12 protein-coding genes are annotated in these 16,414 nt (G+C 70.4%); 1 reads left to right on the top strand and 11 read right to left on the bottom strand.

Going from position 1 to position 16,414, the window contains the following annotated elements:
- Positions 1-322: 322 nt before the first annotated feature.
- The 8 genes from CFP65_RS26180 to CFP65_RS26150 all read right to left on the bottom strand — a co-directional run bounded on the left by CFP65_RS26180 (position 323) and on the right by CFP65_RS26150 (position 9,950).
- A complete protein-coding gene (locus tag CFP65_RS26180; protein WP_371682465.1) occupies positions 323-1,861 on the bottom strand; it encodes a CoA-acylating methylmalonate-semialdehyde dehydrogenase in 1,539 nt (512 codons plus the stop codon).
- A 130-nt stretch (positions 1,862-1,991) separates the two neighbouring features.
- Positions 1,992-2,465: a hypothetical protein gene (locus tag CFP65_RS39215; protein ID WP_158702360.1), complete on the bottom strand. Its 474-nt coding sequence runs from the start codon at positions 2,463-2,465 to the stop codon at positions 1,992-1,994.
- A 261-nt stretch (positions 2,466-2,726) separates the two neighbouring features.
- Entirely contained in the window at positions 2,727-4,121 is a 1,395-nt protein-coding gene (locus CFP65_RS26175) for an FAD-binding oxidoreductase (RefSeq protein ID WP_104818494.1), read from the bottom strand.
- Between the two features lie 91 nt (positions 4,122-4,212).
- Entirely contained in the window at positions 4,213-5,016 is an 804-nt protein-coding gene (locus tag CFP65_RS26170) for an ABC transporter permease (RefSeq protein ID WP_104818493.1), read from the bottom strand.
- The gene (locus CFP65_RS26165) at positions 5,016-5,939 is read right to left on the bottom strand and encodes an ABC transporter permease (RefSeq protein ID WP_254552570.1); all 924 of its coding nucleotides are present in this window, start codon (positions 5,937-5,939) and stop codon (positions 5,016-5,018) included. The genes CFP65_RS26170 and CFP65_RS26165 overlap by 1 nt, the downstream gene beginning before the upstream one ends.
- A complete protein-coding gene (locus CFP65_RS26160; protein WP_104818492.1) occupies positions 5,936-7,081 on the bottom strand; it encodes an ABC transporter ATP-binding protein in 1,146 nt (381 codons plus the stop codon). Before CFP65_RS26160 ends, CFP65_RS26165 begins: the two co-directional genes overlap by 4 nt.
- Positions 7,082-7,133: 52 nt before the next feature.
- Positions 7,134-8,387 (bottom strand): PotD/PotF family extracellular solute-binding protein, encoded by a 1,254-nt coding sequence (locus tag CFP65_RS26155; protein WP_104818491.1) that lies wholly within the window; start codon positions 8,385-8,387, stop codon positions 7,134-7,136.
- Between the two features lie 45 nt (positions 8,388-8,432).
- Complete coding sequence (locus CFP65_RS26150) at positions 8,433-9,950, bottom strand: gamma-aminobutyraldehyde dehydrogenase (RefSeq protein ID WP_104818490.1); 1,518 nt, start codon at positions 9,948-9,950, stop codon at positions 8,433-8,435.
- Between the two features lie 317 nt (positions 9,951-10,267).
- On the opposite strand from CFP65_RS26150, the gene CFP65_RS26145 reads away from it, so the two are divergent.
- Complete coding sequence (locus CFP65_RS26145; protein WP_104818489.1) at positions 10,268-11,917, top strand: PucR family transcriptional regulator ligand-binding domain-containing protein; 1,650 nt, start codon at positions 10,268-10,270, stop codon at positions 11,915-11,917.
- 1 nt (position 11,918) lies between these two features.
- Here the strand turns inward: CFP65_RS26145 and CFP65_RS26140 are convergent, their stop codons facing one another.
- The 3 genes from CFP65_RS26140 to CFP65_RS26130 all read right to left on the bottom strand — a co-directional run bounded on the left by CFP65_RS26140 (position 11,919) and on the right by CFP65_RS26130 (position 16,213).
- Positions 11,919-13,088 carry a spermidine/putrescine ABC transporter substrate-binding protein gene (locus CFP65_RS26140; protein ID WP_104818488.1) on the bottom strand — a complete coding sequence of 390 codons (1,170 nt, stop codon included), beginning with the start codon at positions 13,086-13,088 and terminating at the stop codon, positions 11,919-11,921.
- Between the two features lie 115 nt (positions 13,089-13,203).
- The gene (locus tag CFP65_RS26135) at positions 13,204-14,562 is read right to left on the bottom strand and encodes an aspartate aminotransferase family protein (RefSeq protein WP_104818487.1); all 1,359 of its coding nucleotides are present in this window, start codon (positions 14,560-14,562) and stop codon (positions 13,204-13,206) included.
- Between the two features lie 205 nt (positions 14,563-14,767).
- The gene (locus CFP65_RS26130; RefSeq protein WP_104818486.1) at positions 14,768-16,213 is read right to left on the bottom strand and encodes a gamma-aminobutyraldehyde dehydrogenase; all 1,446 of its coding nucleotides are present in this window, start codon (positions 16,211-16,213) and stop codon (positions 14,768-14,770) included.
- Positions 16,214-16,414: the final 201 nt, after the last annotated feature.

Raw genomic sequence — 16,414 nt, 5'->3', positions numbered from 1 at the left:
CCGGTCTGCGACCTGACGGCCCGTCCGACGTTTCAAACCTTAGCCGATCCCCGCTCCGAAAAGCGAATCCGACCGCAATCCGATAAACGCACACGACAATTCAAGCCGAGGCGTGTCAGAAGACACGACTCCGCCGAGCGGAAGTGGTGGTTCAAGGGGATTGGCTGCCCCGGGACCGTCCACACTGACCGCGTGTCCGGTGCTCCCTGTCAGGCAACTCGGAGAACACTACGCCGTTTCGGGGGCAGACGCAAACGTCCCCCACCCGGTGCTGACGGGTGGGGGACATTCGACTGCTACGCCCAGCGGGACGTGTCAGGCATCAGGCGTTCGTCGGGAAGCCCAGGTTGATGCCGCCGTGCGAGGGGTCGAGCCAGCGCTGGGTGACGGCCTTGCCGCGGGTGAAGAACTGGACGCCGTCGGCGCCGTAGGCGTGGGCGTCGCCGAAGAGGGAGGCCTTCCAGCCGCCGAAGGAGTAGTAGGCGACCGGGACCGGGATCGGCACGTTGATGCCGACCATGCCGACCTCGACCTCGTGCTGGAAGCGGCGGGCGGCGCCGCCGTCGTTGGTGAAGATCGCGACGCCGTTGCCGTAGGGGTTGGCGTTGATGAGCTCCAGGCCCTCCTGGTAGGAGGCGACCCGTACCACGGAGAGGATCGGGCCGAAGATCTCGTCGTTGTAGACGGACATGCCCGGCTTCACGTGGTCGAACAGGGTCGGGCCGAGCCAGAAGCCGTCGGCCGTGGGAGCACCGGAGGCGTCCTCGGCGGCGATCAGGTGCTTTCGGCCGTCCACGGCCAGCTCGGCGCCGTCGGCCAGGCCGGACTCCACGTAGGAGGTGACCTTGTCGCGGTGCTGGCCGGTGACCAGCGGGCCCATCTCGGAGTCGCCGTTGCAGCCGGGGCCGACCTTGAGGGTGGCCATCCGCTCCTTGATCTTGGCGACCAGCTCGTCGCCGATCGGGTCGACGGCGACCAGGACGGAGACGGCCATGCAGCGCTCGCCGGCCGCGCCGAAGCCGGCGTTGATCGCGGCGTCAGCGGCCAGGTCGAGGTCCGAGTCGGGCAGGACCAGCATGTGGTTCTTCGCGCCGCCGAGGGCCTGCACGCGCTTGCCGTAGCGGGTGCCGGTCTCGTAGACGTAGCGGGCGATCGGGGTGGAGCCGACGAAGCTGACCGACTTGATGTCGGGGTGCTCCAGCAGGCGGTCCACGGCAGCCTTGTCACCGTGGACGACGTTGAAGACGCCGTCCGGCAGGCCGGCTTCCTTCCACAGCTGGGCCATGAAGTTGGCGGCCGACGGGTCCTTCTCGGAGGGCTTGAGCACCACGGTGTTGCCGGCCGCGATGGCGATCGGGAAGAACCAGAGCGGCACCATCGCCGGGAAGTTGAACGGCGAGATGATCGCGACCGGGCCGAGGGCCTGGCGGATCGAGTAGACGTCGATGCCGGTGGACGCCTGCTCGGTGAAGCCGCCCTTGATCAGCTGCGGGATGCCGCAGGCGTACTCGATGACCTCCTGGCCGCGGGCCAGCTCGCCGAGGGCGTCCGAGTGCACCTTGCCGTGCTCGGAGACGATCAGCGAGGCGAGCTCGTCCTTGCGGGCGTTGAAGAGCTCGCGGAAGGCGAAGAGCACCTGGGTGCGCTTGGCGATCGAGGCGTGGCGCCACTCGTTGAAGGCCGAGGCGGCGGCCGCCACGGCCTGGTCGACCTCGGCGATCTCGGCGAAGTCCACCTGACCGGTGACCCGGCCGGTGGCCGGGTCGAAGATGTCGCCACGGCGCGGCGCGGCACCCGCGGTGGGGACGGCGGCACCGTTGATCCAGTGGACGGTGTGCTTGTTCTCGATGGGCTTGCTCAAGGTCTTCCGCCTCCGAAGTCCCGTACGGCACACCGGCCGCCGGTCGCTCTGTCCGTGCTCTCGTCCTCCAGTCTGGGCGGCGACCCGGCCCCGCTCAACGAGCAGCCTGACGGGTATCCGAGATTCAGCCTTACAGGTCGTCGGACTGCCCGCCCGGTTGACGGCCCGGACCGCCCGGACCGCCCGCACCGCCCGGAGCACCCGGACCACCTCGGTGCAGCTTGGCGGCAGCCTCGTGCAGCACGAGTTCGAGCAGCATCGGGTCGACCAGCCGGCCCGAGCCGTCCGGCGGCACCCGCCAGTGCAGCACGCTGCGCGGGTGCGGCACGGCCAGCCAGGTGCCGTGGCCGGCGCTGCGGATGCCGGTGCCGACCCAGCGGGCGGCGGTGCCGACCGGGACCAGGAAGCCCAGCTCGTCGCCGCTGCGGTAGACCGGGCCGCCGGTCAGCGCGGTGAGCTCGCCGAGCACGCGCGGCACCAGCAGCACGTCCCAGCGCCGGCCGGCCGGGATCAGGGCGAGCCCGGTGGCGGCCCACTCCCGGCGGCAGGCCGCCGGGTCCGGCGCGGCCGCCGCCAGCCAGTCGATCGCCTTCTGCTGCTCCATGACCTACTCCTCCGTCCGTGGGCCCCCGAGGAGGAGAGGGCGCAGAGCCCGGGCTCTTACACCGGTCAGTCGGAAGTGCGCCCCAGAATCTCGCCCGAAATCTCGCCCTGAACCTCGGCCCGGGCCGCACCCCGGACCGCACCCCGGACCGCACCCAGGGCCACACCCCGGACCGCACCCGGCCGGCGCCCCCGAAGGTTGGCCGGAAATGCCGAGGGGCGTGCGGCAGCAAGCCGCACGCCCCGGGGGCAGCAGGAAGGGTCAGCTGTCGAAGCCGAGGCCCATCTTGTCGAGCGTCCGCAGCCAGAGGTTGCGGTGGCCGCCGTTGTGGTCGGAGCGGTCGAGCGACCACTTGGTCATCTCGATCCCGGCCCAGCGGATGGGCTCGGGTGGGAAGGGCAGCGGCTTGTGCCGGACCATCTCCAGGGCGGTGCGCTCGGTGGTCTCGCCCGAGAGCAGGTCCAGCATGACCTCGGCTCCGAAGCGGGTGGCGCCGACGCCGAGGCCGGTGAAGCCGGCGGCGTAGGCGACCCGGCCCCGATAGGCGGTGTCGAAGAAGGCGGAGAAGCGGGTGCAGGTGTCGATCGCCCCGCCCCAGGCGTTGGTGAAGCGCACGCCCTCCAGCTGCGGGAAGGTCTGGAAGAAGTGCCGGGCCAGGGTCTGGAAGGTCTCCGGCCGCTGGTCGTACTCCGCGCGCACCTTGCCGCCGAAGTTGTAGACGGCGTCGTAGCCGCCCCAGAGGATCCGGTTGTCGGCGGAGAGCCGGAAGTAGTGGAACTGGTTGGCGCTGTCGCCGAGGCCCTGGCGCCGGCTCCAACCGATCGCCGCCATCTGCTCCTCGGTGAGCGGCTCGGTCATCAGCGCGTAGTCGTACACCGGCGCGATGTACGGGCGGACCCGCTTGACCAGGGACGGGAAGACGTTGGTGCCCAGCGCCACCCGGCGGGCGTAGACCCGGCCGTAGGAGGTGCGGACGGCCATGCCGCTGCCGTACTCGGAGAGGTCGGTGGCGCGGGTGCGCTCGAAGACCCGGACGCCCTGGGCGACGCAGGCCGCCTTGAGGCCCCAGGCGAGCTTGGCGGGGTGGAGCATGGCCACCCCTTCCTTGTCCCAGATGCCGCCGAGGAAGGTCGGCGAGTCGACCTCGGCGCGCAGCTGGTCGGCGTCCAGGACGGTGAGGTCGAGGCCGTACTCGGCGACGGCCTCGGCGACCTCGTGCAGTTCGGCGAGCTGGTGGGGCTGGGTGGCGACGTCGATCTCGCCGGTGCGCTCCCACTCGCAGTCGATGCCGTACTTCTTGATGGCGTCCTCCATGGCCTGGAGGTTGGCCAGGCCCTGGCGCTCGAGCTCGCCGAGCTCGCCCGGCCAGCGCTGCAGGCCGTTGCCGAAGCCGTGGGTCAGGCTGGCCGCGCAGAATCCGCCGTTGCGCCCGGAGGCCGCCCACCCCACCTCGTGGCCCTCGATCAGCACGACGTCCAGCGAGGGGTCGCGCTCCTTGGCGATCAGGGCCGTCCAGAGACCGGAGTAGCCGCCACCGACCACGAGCAGGTCGCACTTGGTGTCGCCGACGAGCGCGGGCAGCGCCTCCGGCCGACCCGGGTCCTCCAACCAGAAGGGGGTGGGGCGGGCATCACTGAGCGCACGGGCAGAGTCCATGCTGTATCAGCTTCTTTCTGGTCCTGTTGGGATGGGTTGGAGGGGACGGGCGGCCGGAGGTCCGGGGATCACCGGGTGAACGAACGAGTGCTCAGGCGCGTGCCTTGCGGCGGTTGCCGAGCCACTGACCGGCGACCGTCAGCACCACCGCGGCGATGAACATCGCGGTACCGATCACATTGACCTGTACCGGGATGCCGCGCTGGGAGGCGCCCCAGACGAACATCGGGAAGGTGACCGTGGTCGGTCCCGAGTTGAACTGGGTGATGATGAAGTCGTCGAAGGAGAGGGCGAAGCTGAGCAGCGCGCCGGCGGCGATGCCGGGGGCCACCAGCGGGAGGGTGATCCGCAGGAAGGTCTGCGCCGGGGTGGCGTAGAGGTCCTGGGCGGCCTGCTCCAGGCGCGGGTCCATGCTCATCACGCGGGCCTTGACGGCCGTCACCACGAAGCTGAGGCAGAACATGATGTGCGCGATCAGGATGGTGAGGAAGCCGAACTGGATCCGCATGTTGAGGAAGAGCGTGCCCAGCGAGGCGGCCATGACCACCTCGGGCATCGCCATCGGCAGGAAGATCAGCGCGGTGGTCGCGGACCGGCCGCGGAAGCGGTAGCGGGCCAGCGCGAAGGCGACCATGGTGCCGAGGACGGTGGCGCCCAGGGTGGCGAGCAGCGCGATCTGGAGGCTGAGCCCCAGCGAGCCGCACATGTCGGCCACGTCGCAGGGGTGCGTCCAGGCGTCGGTGGAGAAGTGGTTCCACTCGTAGTTGAACTTGCCCTCGGGCTTGTTGAACGAGAAGGCGAGCACCACGAGGTTCGGGACCACGAGGTAGAAGAGGGCGGCGATGCCGGCGAGGACGACGAGGTGCTCGCGGACCCACTTGACGATGCGGGACATCAGACCAGCTCCTCCGTCCCGGCCTTGCGCATGTAGACCGTGACCATGCCCAGGATGAGCGCCATCAGGATGAAGCTCAGCGCGGCGGCCGTCGGGTAGGCCAGCACGTTGAGGAACTGCTTCTGGATGCCGTTGCCGACCATCTGCTCGCTCGGGGAGCCCAGCAGCTGGGCGTTGATGTAGTCGCCCGAGGCGGGGATGAAGGTCAGCAGCGTGCCCGCGACCACGCCGGGGAGCGAGATCGGGAAGGTGACCTTGCGGAAGGTCGTGATCGGGCGGGCGTAGAGGTCGCCGGCGGCCTCGTGCAGGCGCGGGTCGATCCGCTCCAGCGAGGTGTACAGCGGGAGGATCATGAACGGCAGGAAGTTGTAGGTCAGACCGCAGACCACCGCGAGCGGGGTGGCCAGCACCCGGTGCCCGGAGGTCAGGCCGACGAAGTCGGTGACGGCGAGCAGGTGCAGGTGGTTGAGCAGGCTCACCACCGGGCCGCCGTCGGCGAGGATCGTCTTCCAGGCCAGGGTGCGGATCAGGAAGCTGGTGAAGAACGGCGCGATCACCAGGATCAGGATGACGTTGCGCCAGCGCTTGTTGGCCTTGAAGGCGATCGTGTAGGCCAGCGGGTAGCCGACGGCCAGGCAGAGCACGGTGGCGATCGCCGCGTAGGAGAACGAGCGGACGAAGTGCCACTTGTACTCGACCAGGGCGTCCCAGTAGGTGCCGAAGTGCCAGGTGAGCTTGAAGCCCTCCTCCAGCGAACCGGTCTGGAGCGAGGTGGAGCCCTGGTAGACCATCGGGATCGCGAAGAAGACGACCAGCCAGGCGATGCCGGGCAGCAGCAGCCAGTAGGCGGTGAGCTTGCGCTTATTCGGCCTGGTCCCGAGGGGGATGACCTGGGCCGGGGCGGCCTCGGTGGTGGTGGTCACGCGGCGTCCTCCCCGGTGCCGGCGTCGATCGCCTGGGCGGCGTCGAGGCCGAAGGAGTGGGCCGGGTTCCAGTGCAGGACGACCGGGGCGCCGGCGGCTATCCGGGTGGTGCGGTCCATGTTCTGCTCGAAGACGGCGATCTCCTGGCCGGTCTCGGAGCGGACCACGTACTGGGTGGAGACGCCGATGAAGCTGGAGTCGACCACGGTGCCGGCGATCCTGTTGCGGCCCTCGGCCACCGGCTCGCCGGCGTGGTCGATGGTGAGCTTCTCCGGGCGCACGCCCAGGTAGACCTTCTTCGCCTCGGTGCCGCAGCGGGCCTTGGGCACCGCCAGGCGCACCCCGGAGGCGCTGAGCAGCAGGTCGTCGCCGCTGGTGCCGGTGACCTCGGCGGGGATCAGGTTGGACTGGCCGAGGAAGTTGGCCACGAAGGTGGTGCCCGGGTTCTCGTACAGGTCGGCGGGGGCGCCGAGTTGCTCGACCCGGCCGCCGTTCATCACCGCGATGGTGTCGGCCATGGTCATGGCCTCCTCCTGGTCGTGGGTGACGTGGACGAAGGTGATGCCGACCTCGGTCTGGATCCGCTTGAGCTCCAGCTGCATCTGGCGGCGCAGCTTGAGGTCGAGGGCGCCCAGCGGCTCGTCGAGCAGCAGCACCTGCGGGTGGTTGATCAGGGCGCGGGCGACGGCGACGCGCTGCTGCTGGCCGCCGGAGAGCTGGTGCGGCTTGCGGCGGGCGTACTGGCCGAGCTCGACCAGCTCCAGCATGTCCTCCACCTGCTTCTTGACGTCCTTCTTGCCGCGGCGGCGCAGGCCGAAGGCGACGTTCTCGAAGATGTCGAGGTGCGGGAAGAGCGCGTAGCTCTGGAAGACGGTGTTGACCGGCCGCTTGTACGGGGGCAGGTCGGTGACGTCCTGACCGCCGATCAGGACGGTGCCGCTGGTGGGCTCCTCCAGGCCGGCGATCATCCGCAGGGTGGTGGTCTTGCCGCAGCCGGAGGCGCCGAGCAGGGCGAAGAAGGAGCCCTGGGGCACGGTCAGGTCCAGCGGGTGCACGGCGGTGAAGTCGCCGTAGGTCTTGCCGATGCCGGTGAGGCGGACGTCTCCACCGGCCGTCGCCGCGTCGCGCAGCTGCTCAGTCATGGTGTCTCTCTGTCAGGAAGGGCCAGGCGCCCGGGGTACGAACGTGGGGGGGTCAGGCGCCGATGAGCTTGGAGAACTTGTCCTCGAACTCGCTCTCCTCGGCCTCGGTGAGGCTGCGGAAGACGTGCACCTTGGCGGCCATCTCCGCGGTGGGCAGGACGAGGGGGTTCTCCGCCATGTCGGGGGCGAGCTTGGTCAGCTCGTCCTTGATCCCGGCGCAGCCGGACACGTAGCCGATCGCCGCGGTGAGTTCGGCCGCCACCTTGGGCTGGAAGTAGAAGTCGATCAGCTTCTCGGCGTTCTTCTTGTGCTGCGCCTTGGCCGGGACGAGCATGTTGTCGGTCGAGGCGAGGTAGCCGTCCTCGGGGATGACGTACTCGATGTCCGGGTTGTCGGCGCGCAGCTGGATGAGGTCGCCGCCCCAGGCCAGGCAGGCCGCGATGTCGCCGGAGGAGAGCTCCTGGCCGTAGTCGTTGCCGGTGAACTTGCGGATCTGCTTGCTGTCCACGGCCTTCTGCAGCCGGGCGATGGCCGCGTTGTAGTCGTCGGCGGTGAACTTCTCGGGGCTCTTGCCCTGGGAGAGCAGCACCATGCCTACGGTGTCGCGCATCTCGGAGAGGAAGGAGACCCGGCCCTTGAGGTCGGGGTCGTCGAGCAGCTGGGCGACGGAGGTGACGGCCTTCCCGTTGGTGGCCTTCTTGTTGTAGGCGACCACGGTCTGGATGCCGGCCCAGGGGTAGGAGTAGAGCCGGCCCGGGTCCCAGTCGGGGGCGCGGAAGCGGGACTCCAGGTTGGTGATGGCGTTGGTGACGTTGGCCATCGTGAGCTTCTCGACCCAGCCGAGCCGGATCAGCTTGCCGGCCATCCAGTCGGTCAGCACCATCAGGTCGCGGCCGGTGTCCTGCCCGGCCGCGAGCTGCGGCTTGACCTTGCCGAAGAACTCGACGTTGTCGTTGACGTCCTCGGTGTAGCGGACCTTGATGCCGGTGGCGGCGGTGAACTCGTCCAGCGAGGCGTGCTTGTTCTTGTCCTTGTCGTCCACGTCGATGTAGAGCGGCCAGTTGGAGAAGTTGACCACCTTCTCCGTGTCGGAGAGGTCCTTCACCAGGCTCGCGGTGGAGTCACCGGTGGCCGTGCTCCTGGCCGGCGGGATGCCGCAGGCCGCGAGCGAGCCCGCGCCGACGGCGAGCCCGGTGGCGCGCAGCAGGGTGCGCCGGGTCATGGCTGCCCGGCCGTTGGTCATGCTGCGTTCCCACGCCTTGCGTACGGGCTCCGGCAGGCCGGCGGTTATCTCGTGGAGCTCCATGCGGGGACACCCTCCTGGGGGAAGAGGCCGGGGAGACGACGGGGGTTATCTGTCTCCGAAGATCGTGCGGTGCCAGTCCTTGCGGGCGACCGCCGTAGTGTCATACATGACGTGCTTGACCTGCGTGTATTCGTCGAGCGAATACTGCGACATGTCCTTGCCGTAGCCGGAGGACTTGTAGCCGCCGTGGGGCATCTCGCTGATGATCGGGATGTGGTCGTTGACCCAGACGCAGCCGGCCTGGATCTCCCGGGTGGCGCGCAGCGAGCGGTGGATGTCGCGGGTCCAGGCGGAGGCCGCGAGGCCGTAGGGGGTGTCGTTGGCGAGGCGCAGGCCCTCCTCGTCGCTGTCGAAGGGCAGCGCGACGAGGACGGGGCCGAAGATCTCGCCCTGGACGACCTCGCTGGTCTGGTCGACCCCGGTGATCAGGGTCGGCAGGTAGTAGGCGCCCTTGCTCAGGTCGGTGCCGTCGTGGCCGAGGGTGGGGGCCTGACCACCCGTCACGACGGTGGCGCCGTAGCCCCGGGCCCGCTCGACGAAGCCGGCCACCCGGTCGCGGTGGGTGTAGGAGACCAGCGGGCCCAGGTCGGTCCGCGGGTCGAGCGGGTCGCCCAGGCGGATCGCGGCGTACAGCTCGGCGACTCCGGCGACGAAGGCGTCGAACAGCGGGCGCTGCACGTAGGCGCGGGTGGCGGCGGTGCAGTCCTGGCCGGTGTTGATCAGCGAGGCGGCGACCGCGCCGTGCACGGCGGCGTCCAGGTCGGCGTCGTCGAAGACCACGAAGGGGGCCTTGCCGCCGAGCTCCAGGTGGGTGCGCTTGACGGTGGCGGTGGCCAGCTCGGCGACCCGCTTGCCGACCGGGGTGGAGCCGGTGAAGGAGACCATCGCGACGTCGGGGTGGGAGACCAGGCGCTCGCCGGCGGTGCGGCCGGCGCCGGTGACGATGTTGACCACGCCGTCGGGGATGCCGGCCTCGGTGCAGGCCCGGGCGAACATCAGCGAGGTGAGCGGGGTGAGCTCGGCGGGCTTGAGCACGATGGTGTTGCCGGCCGCGATGGCCGGGAGGATCTTCCAGGCGGCCATCTGGAGCGGGTAGTTCCAGGGGGAGATGGACCCGACCACGCCGATCGCCTCGCGGCGCACGTACGAGGTGTGGTCGCCGGAGTACTCGCCGGCGGCCTTGCCCTCCAGGTTGCGGGCGGCGCCGGCGAAGAAGGCGGTGTTGTCCACCGTGCCGGGCACGTCGAACTCGGTGGAGAGCTTGATCGGCTTGCCGGTCTGCGAGGTCTCCACCCGGGCGAAGTCCTCGGCGTGCTCGGCGAGGATGCCGGCCAGCCGGTTCAGCGCCTCGGAGCGGGCGCCGGGGGTGGCGCCGGACCACTCGGGCAGGGCGGCCCTGGCGGCGGCCACGGCCGTGTCCACGTCCGCCTCGGAGGCGAGGGTGACCTGGCGGACGACGCTGCCGTCGGCCGGGTTGACGACCTGGAAAGGCTCGGTGCCGGTGCCTTCGGTCAGCTTGCCCGCGAGGTACTGCGCACCCGCGCCGAGCTCGGTCAGGTCCATGGGTTCTCCGTTCGTTCGTACTCAGCGGATCACCGGGTTTGCGCGATCCTGGCAGCTCGATCAGGGCTGCGACAAGGGATTCCGTGGTTGCGTTCTTGTTACGCGACGGAATCCGGCGACTACGCCCGTTTCCGGCCACCACCGACCCGCTGACGATGCCCCGGAATGACCGTGAGTGACAAGGGTCACTGCGACAAGCCGCCGAGCAAGAGCCTTACACACTGCAAGGCCGTCGAGTGGGCAACAGACCGTCGCCACCAGCGATGATTCACCTGACAACCTGCTGCGCTCTCCCCGTCCGGTCCGGAGGTCCCCCCGTGCTGCCCACCGTCGCCCGTGTGCTCGATCTGGACGCGATGCGGCGCGGCCTGCCCCAGGTGGTGGCCGGCGCCGCCCAGCTGGAGCGGCCGGTGCGCTGGGTGCACGTCAGCGAGCTGCCCGACGTGGCCGGGGTGCTGCAGGGCGGCGAACTGGTGCTGACCACCGGCATCGCGCTGCCCGAGGACCGCGAGGGGCTGGCCCGGTACGTCCGGGAGCTGGACGAGGTGGGCGTGGCCGGGCTGGTGATCGAATTCGGCCGCCGGTACTTCGACAGCCTGCCCCGTGCCCTGGTGCACGCCGCCGAGCAGCGCGGGCTGCCGCTGATCGTGCTCCGCCGGGAGCTTCGGTTCGTGGCCGTCACCGAGGCCGTGCACGCGCTGGTGGTCAACGCCCAGCTGGAGCAGCTGCGCACCTCGGAGGCCGTGCACCAGGTCTTCAACGAGCTGGCCACCGAGGGCGCCGAGCCCGCCGAGGTGGTGCGGCAGGTCGCGCTGATGGCCCAGGCCCCGGTGGTGCTGGAGAACCTGGCCCACCAGGTGCTGGCCCACGACCCGGCCGGGCGCTCCGAGGTCGAACTGCTCGAGGGCTGGGAGCGCCGCTCCCGCGGGGTCCGCCCGCCGGGCCGCACCGGGTACGACCCGCGCAGCGGCTGGCTGGTCACCACCGTCGGCGCGCGCGGGCAGGACTGGGGGCGGCTGGTGCTCGCGGGCGAGCCCGGGCCGCTGCCCACCGACACCCCGCACCCGCACACCATGCTGCTGGAGCGCGGCGCGGCCACCCTCGCGCTCAACCGGCTGGTGGTCCGTGACCGTGAGTCACTGGAGCGGCAGACCCACCGCACCCTGCTCTCGGGCATCCTGACCCACGCGCTGACCGTCTCCGAGGTGGCCCTGCGGGCCCAGGCGCTCGGCGTGCCGCTGGAGAGCCGCCGGCTGGTCGGCGTGGTGCTGCGCGAGCGGCGCGGGCCGATCCCGGCCGCGCTGGAGGCGCAGGCCCGGCTGCGCGACTTCACCGAGCTGGCCGCCACCGCGATCCGCACCTGCCGGCTCTCCGCCCTGGTCGGCGCGCTGGACGACGAGGGCGTGGGCCTCCTGATCGCGCTCGGCTCGCAGCAGGACGAGCACACCGCCCTGGAGGCCTTCGCCGCCGCGCTGCGCAAGCTCGCCGCCGAGGGCGCCCGCGGCGAGACCGCGCCCGAGCCGGTGATAGCGGTCGGCTCCTCGGTCGGCTCGGTCCGCGACGCCCGCCGCACCCTGCTGGAGGCCACCCAGGTGGCCGACGCCGCGCTGCACGAGGCCCCGGGCGGCCGCCCGGCCGCCTACTACCGCCTCCCGGACGTGCGCCTGCGCGGCCTGCTCCACCTGCTGCGCGACGACGCCCGGCTGCAGACCTACGTCGAGCGCGAGCTCGGCCCGCTGCTCGCCTACGACGCCGAGCACGGCAGCCAGCTGGTGCAGATGCTCCGGATCTACCTGGAGCAGGGCCGGAACAAGTCCGCCGCGGCCGACGCGGCGCACCTCTCCCGGCCCTCCTTCTACGACCGCCTGCACAAGGTCGAGCGGATCCTCTCCGTCGACCTCGACCAGGTGGAGTCCTGCCTCTCCCTGCACGTCGCCCTGCTCGCGCTGGACGCCGTGCGGCGCTGAGCTACACCCCGGCGACCTGGCCCCAGATCTGGTGCAGGCCCGGCCGCTCGGCCGCGGAGACGTCGCGCATGGTGCGCAGCCGGGCCCGGATCTCGTCGCCGGGGAACATCAGCGGCTCGTCGGCCAGCGCGGCGGTGTCCGGGTCCTCGCTCTTGGCCAGCACCTCGCGGGCGGCCGGCACCGGGCAGATGTACTGCACGAAGGCGGCCAGCTCGGCGGCCACCTCGGGCTGGTAGTAGTAGTCGATCAGCTTCTCGGCGTTGACCTTGTGGTCCGCCCTGTTGGGGATCATCAGGCTCTCGGCCCACAGCTCGGCGCCCTCCTCGGGCACCACGAACTCGATGTCCGGGTTCTGCGCCTTGAGCTGGATCGCGTCCCCGGAGTACGCCTGGCAGGCCACCGCCGCGCCCGAGGCCAGGTCGCTGGTGTAGTCGTTGCCGGTGAACCGGCGGATGTGCTTGGTGTCCACCAGCTTCTGCACCTGGCTCATCGCCTTGTGCGCGTCGTCGGTGGTGAACCTGGCGATGTCCGCGCCGTTGGCCAGCATCAGCAGCCCGAGCGCCTCGTCCATCCCGGCGAACAGCGTGACCCGCCCCTTGAGGTCGGGCGCCCACAGGTCCGAGGTCTTCTTGATCTCCCGGCCGAGCGTCTTGCGGTTGTACGCGATGCCGGTCAGACCCGACTGCCACGGCACCGAGTGCGAGCGCTCCGGGTCGAAGGCCGGGTGGCTGAGCTGCGGGTCCAGGTACTTGGTGACGTTCGGCAGGTTGGCCCTGTCCAGCGTCTGCACCCAGCCGAGCGCCACGTACCGGCCGGCCATCCAGTCGCTGATCACCATCAGGTCGCGGCCCGGGTCGCCGCCCTGGGCCAGCACCGGGCTGATCTTGCCGAAGAACTCGTCGTTGTCGTTGATGTCCTCGGTGTACGTGACGTCGATGCCGGTGCGCCGCTGGAACTCCTCCAGGGTGGGCCGCTTCCCGGCCTTGTCGACGTCGATGTACTGCGTCCAGTTGGAGAAGGTCAGCTTCTTGTCCCGCTCCGAGCGGTCGGTCGCGCTGCGCCGCTCCTCCGGGACGTACGCGGCGGGGATGCCGCAGGCCGACAGGCTGCCCAGACCGAGCAGACCGGCGGCGCCGAGGGCGGCGCGGCGGGACAGGGTGGCACGACGCATGGGGGGATCGTCTCCGAGCTGGTTCGCGCTGGCGCTGAGCGCTGAAGCTGAGCGTGGAAAGGGGACGGCCCCGGGCAAGGCGCTGCCCGGGGCCGTTGGGGGCTGTGCCTGACGGTCAGACGGTGTGCGCGTCCGTCAGGGTGAGCACCTCGTCGAGGACGGCGAGACCCTCGCGGATCTCCTCCTCGGTGACGGTGCACGGCGGCACGACGTGGAAGCGGTTCATGTTCACGAACGGCCACAGGCCGCGCTTCTTGCAGGCGGCGGCGAGCTCGGCCATCGGCGCGTTGTCCCCGCCGGCCGCGTTGTACGGCACCAGCGGCTCGCGGGTCTCGCGGTTCTTCACCAGGTCGAGCGCCCAGAAGACGCCCAGGCCGCGCACCTCGCCGATCACAGGGTGACGCTCCGCCAGCTCGCGCAGGGCGGGGCCGAGCACGTTCTCGCCGATGTGCTTGGCGTGCTCCACGATGCCCTCCTCGGCCATCGTGTTGATCGTCGCCACCGCCGAGGCGCAGGCCAGCGGGTGGCCCGAGTAGGTGAGCCCGCCCGGGAAGGGGCGCTCGGCGAAGGTGGCCGCGATCGCCTCGGAGATCGCCACGCCGCCCAGCGGCACGTACCCGGAGTTGACGCCCTTGGCGAAGGTGAGGAGGTCCGGGGTGACACCCCAGTGGTCGGCGGCGAACCACTCACCGGTCCGGCCGAAGCCGGCCATGACCTCGTCCAGGATGAAGACGATGCCGTACCGGTCGCAGATCTCCCGCACGCCCGCGAGGTAGCCCGCCGGCGGGATCAGGATGCCCGCGGTGCCGACCACGGTCTCCAGGATGATCGCCGCGATGGTGCCGGGGCCCTCGAAGGCCACCACCTGCTCCAGGTGCGCCAGCGCGCGCTCGCACTCCTGCGCCTCGTTCTCGGCGTGGAAGTTGGAGCGGTAGGCGTACGGGCCCCAGAAGTGCACGATGCCCGAGGTGCCGGTCTCGTTGGCCCAGCGGCGGGGGTCGCCGGTCAGCGCGATCGCGTTGGCGGTGGCGCCGTGGTACGAGCGGTAGGTGGACATCACCTTCTGGCGGCCGGTGTGCAGCCGGGCCATCCGGATCGCGTTCTCGTTCGCCTCGGCGCCGCCGTTGGTGAAGAAGATCTTGTTCAGGTCGCCCGGGGTGCGCTCGGCGATCAGCCGGGCCGCCTCGCTGCGGGCGTCCACGGCGAAGCCGGGCGCGATGGTGCAGAGCTTCGCCGCCTGCTCCTGGATGGCCGCGACCACCTTCGGGTGCTGGTGCCCGATGTTGGTGTTCACCAGCTGCGAGGAGAAGTCGAGGTAGCGGTTGCCCTCGTAGTCCCAGAAGTACGAGCCCTCGGCACCGGCCACCGGCATGGGGTCGATCAGCGCCTGGGCGGACCACGAGTGGAAGACGTGCGCGCGGTCGGCGGCCTTGACAGCCTGTCCGGCAGCCGGGTCAGCAGTGGGGATGCTCATGCCTGTAAGGCTAGGCAACCCCCCGGCCGCCGGGCAGGTGCATCCTGTCAGGCAGGACGACCCCCGGCCGACACCATGGAAAAGGGGCGCACCGCCTCGGCGGCACGCCCCTTCTGCCGGGACTTACAGCGCGGTCATACTGCGCTGACGGTCATGACCCGCGCTTACAGCGCGGTCATACTGCGCTAAAGGTCATGACCCGCGCTTACAGCGCGGTCATGACGTGCTTCACCCGGGTGTAGTCCTCGAAGCCGTAGCCGGAGAGGTCCTTGCCGTAGCCGGACTTCTTGAAGCCACCGTGCGGCATCTCGGCGACCAGCGGGATGTGGGTGTTGATCCAGACGCAGCCGAAGTCCAGGCGGCGGGACATCCGCATGGCGCGGGCGTGGTCCTTGGTCCAGACCGAGGAGGCGAGGGCGAAGTCGACGCCGTTGGCGTAGGAGACGGCCTGGTCCTCGTCGGAGAACTTCTGCACGGTGATGACCGGGCCGAAGACCTCGTTCTGGATGATCTCGTCGTCCTGCTTCAGGCCGGAGACGACGGTCGGGGCGTAGAAGTAGCCGACCTCGCCGACCCGGTGGCCGCCGGCCTCGACCTTGGCGTGGGCCGGGAGGCGCTCGATGAAGCCGGAGACCTGCTTCAGCTGGTTGGCGTTGTTGAGGGGGCCGTAGAGCACGTCCTCCTCGTCGATGCCACCGGTCTTGGTGTCGGCCGCGGCCTTGGCCAGCGCGGTGACGAAGTCGTCGTGGATCGACTCGTGCACCAGCACGCGGGTGGCGGCGGTGCAGTCCTGGCCGGCGTTGAAGAAGCCCGCCACCGAGATGCCCTCGACGGCCTCGGCGATGTCGGCGTCCTCGAAGACCACGACCGGGGCCTTGCCGCCCAGCTCCAGGTGGACGCGCTTGACGTCCTTGGAGGCCGACTCGGCGACCTGGATGCCGGCCCGGACGGAGCCGGTGATGGAGGCCATCGCCGGGGTGGGGTGCTCGACCATCAGCTTGCCGCTCTCGCGGTCGCCGCAGATGACGTTGAAGATGCCGGCCGGCAGCTCCAGGTCCTTCAGCACGCCGCCGATGATCTCGGCCAGCAGCACGGTGGAGGCCGGGGTGGTGTCCGAGGGCTTGAGCACGACGGCGTTGCCGGCGGCGATCGCCGGGGCGAACTTCCAGACGGCCATCATCATCGGGTAGTTCCACGGCGCGACCTGGGCGCAGACGCCGACCGGCTCGCGGCGGATGATCGAGGTCATCCCGTCCATGTACTCACCGGCGGCCTTGCCCTCGAGCAGGCGGGCGGCACCGGCGAAGAAGCGGATCTGGTCCACCATCGGACCGATCTCCTCGGAGAGGGTCAGCCCGCGCGGCTTGCCGGTGTTGCGACACTCGGCGTCCACGATCTCGTCGGCCCGGGCCTCGACCGCGTCGGCGATCTTCAGCAGCAGCTTCTGCCGGGTGCTCGGCGTGGCATCGCGCCAGAGCGGGAACGCCTCGGCGGCGGAGGCCATCGCGGCGTCGACGTCCGCGGCACCGGACAGCGGCGAGGTGGCGTACACCTGGCCGGTCGTCGGGTCGACGATGTCCAGGGTGCGGCCGTCGGCCGCGTCGACGAACTCACCGTTGATGTAGTTGCGCAGCGTACGAAGCTCGCTCACGGGCTCTCTCCTCGGTCTGGTGCCTGCCACGTTGCAGAACCGGCGCCAGGGTACCGGGCGCCGAGTGGCCGGGCTCCGGAAGCCGCGGTCCACTGAGTCTGTGCACGTCAGCGCGCGCACCCGGCAAGGGTACCTCTACCGCTGCCGGTATCGACAGGACACTTCGCGGAAGACAACGCAATCCGCATGCATTTTTCAAAA

Origin of the sequence: Kitasatospora sp. MMS16-BH015 (genome assembly GCF_002943525.1) — a bacterium.
In the GTDB taxonomy this organism is placed as follows: Bacteria; Actinomycetota; Actinomycetes; order Streptomycetales; family Streptomycetaceae; genus Kitasatospora.
This window is presented reverse-complemented; position numbering and strand designations above follow the sequence as displayed.

Excerpts from the sequence above, each read along its gene's own strand:
- CFP65_RS26170 (WP_104818493.1), bottom strand. The coding sequence starts at position 5,016 with ATGTCCCGCATCGTCAAGTGGGTCCGCGAGCACCTCGTCGTCCTCGCC.
- CFP65_RS26135 (WP_104818487.1), bottom strand. The coding sequence starts at position 14,562 with ATGAGCATCCCCACTGCTGACCCGGCTGCCGGACAGGCTGTCAAGGCC.
- CFP65_RS26140 (WP_104818488.1), bottom strand. The coding sequence starts at position 13,088 with ATGCGTCGTGCCACCCTGTCCCGCCGCGCCGCCCTCGGCGCCGCCGGT.
- CFP65_RS26160 (WP_104818492.1), bottom strand. The coding sequence starts at position 7,081 with ATGACTGAGCAGCTGCGCGACGCGGCGACGGCCGGTGGAGACGTCCGC.
- CFP65_RS26175 (WP_104818494.1), bottom strand. The coding sequence starts at position 4,121 with ATGGACTCTGCCCGTGCGCTCAGTGATGCCCGCCCCACCCCCTTCTGG.
- CFP65_RS26150 (WP_104818490.1), bottom strand. The coding sequence starts at position 9,950 with ATGGACCTGACCGAGCTCGGCGCGGGTGCGCAGTACCTCGCGGGCAAG.
- CFP65_RS26155 (WP_104818491.1), bottom strand. The coding sequence starts at position 8,387 with ATGGAGCTCCACGAGATAACCGCCGGCCTGCCGGAGCCCGTACGCAAG.
- CFP65_RS39215 (WP_158702360.1), bottom strand. The coding sequence starts at position 2,465 with ATGGAGCAGCAGAAGGCGATCGACTGGCTGGCGGCGGCCGCGCCGGAC.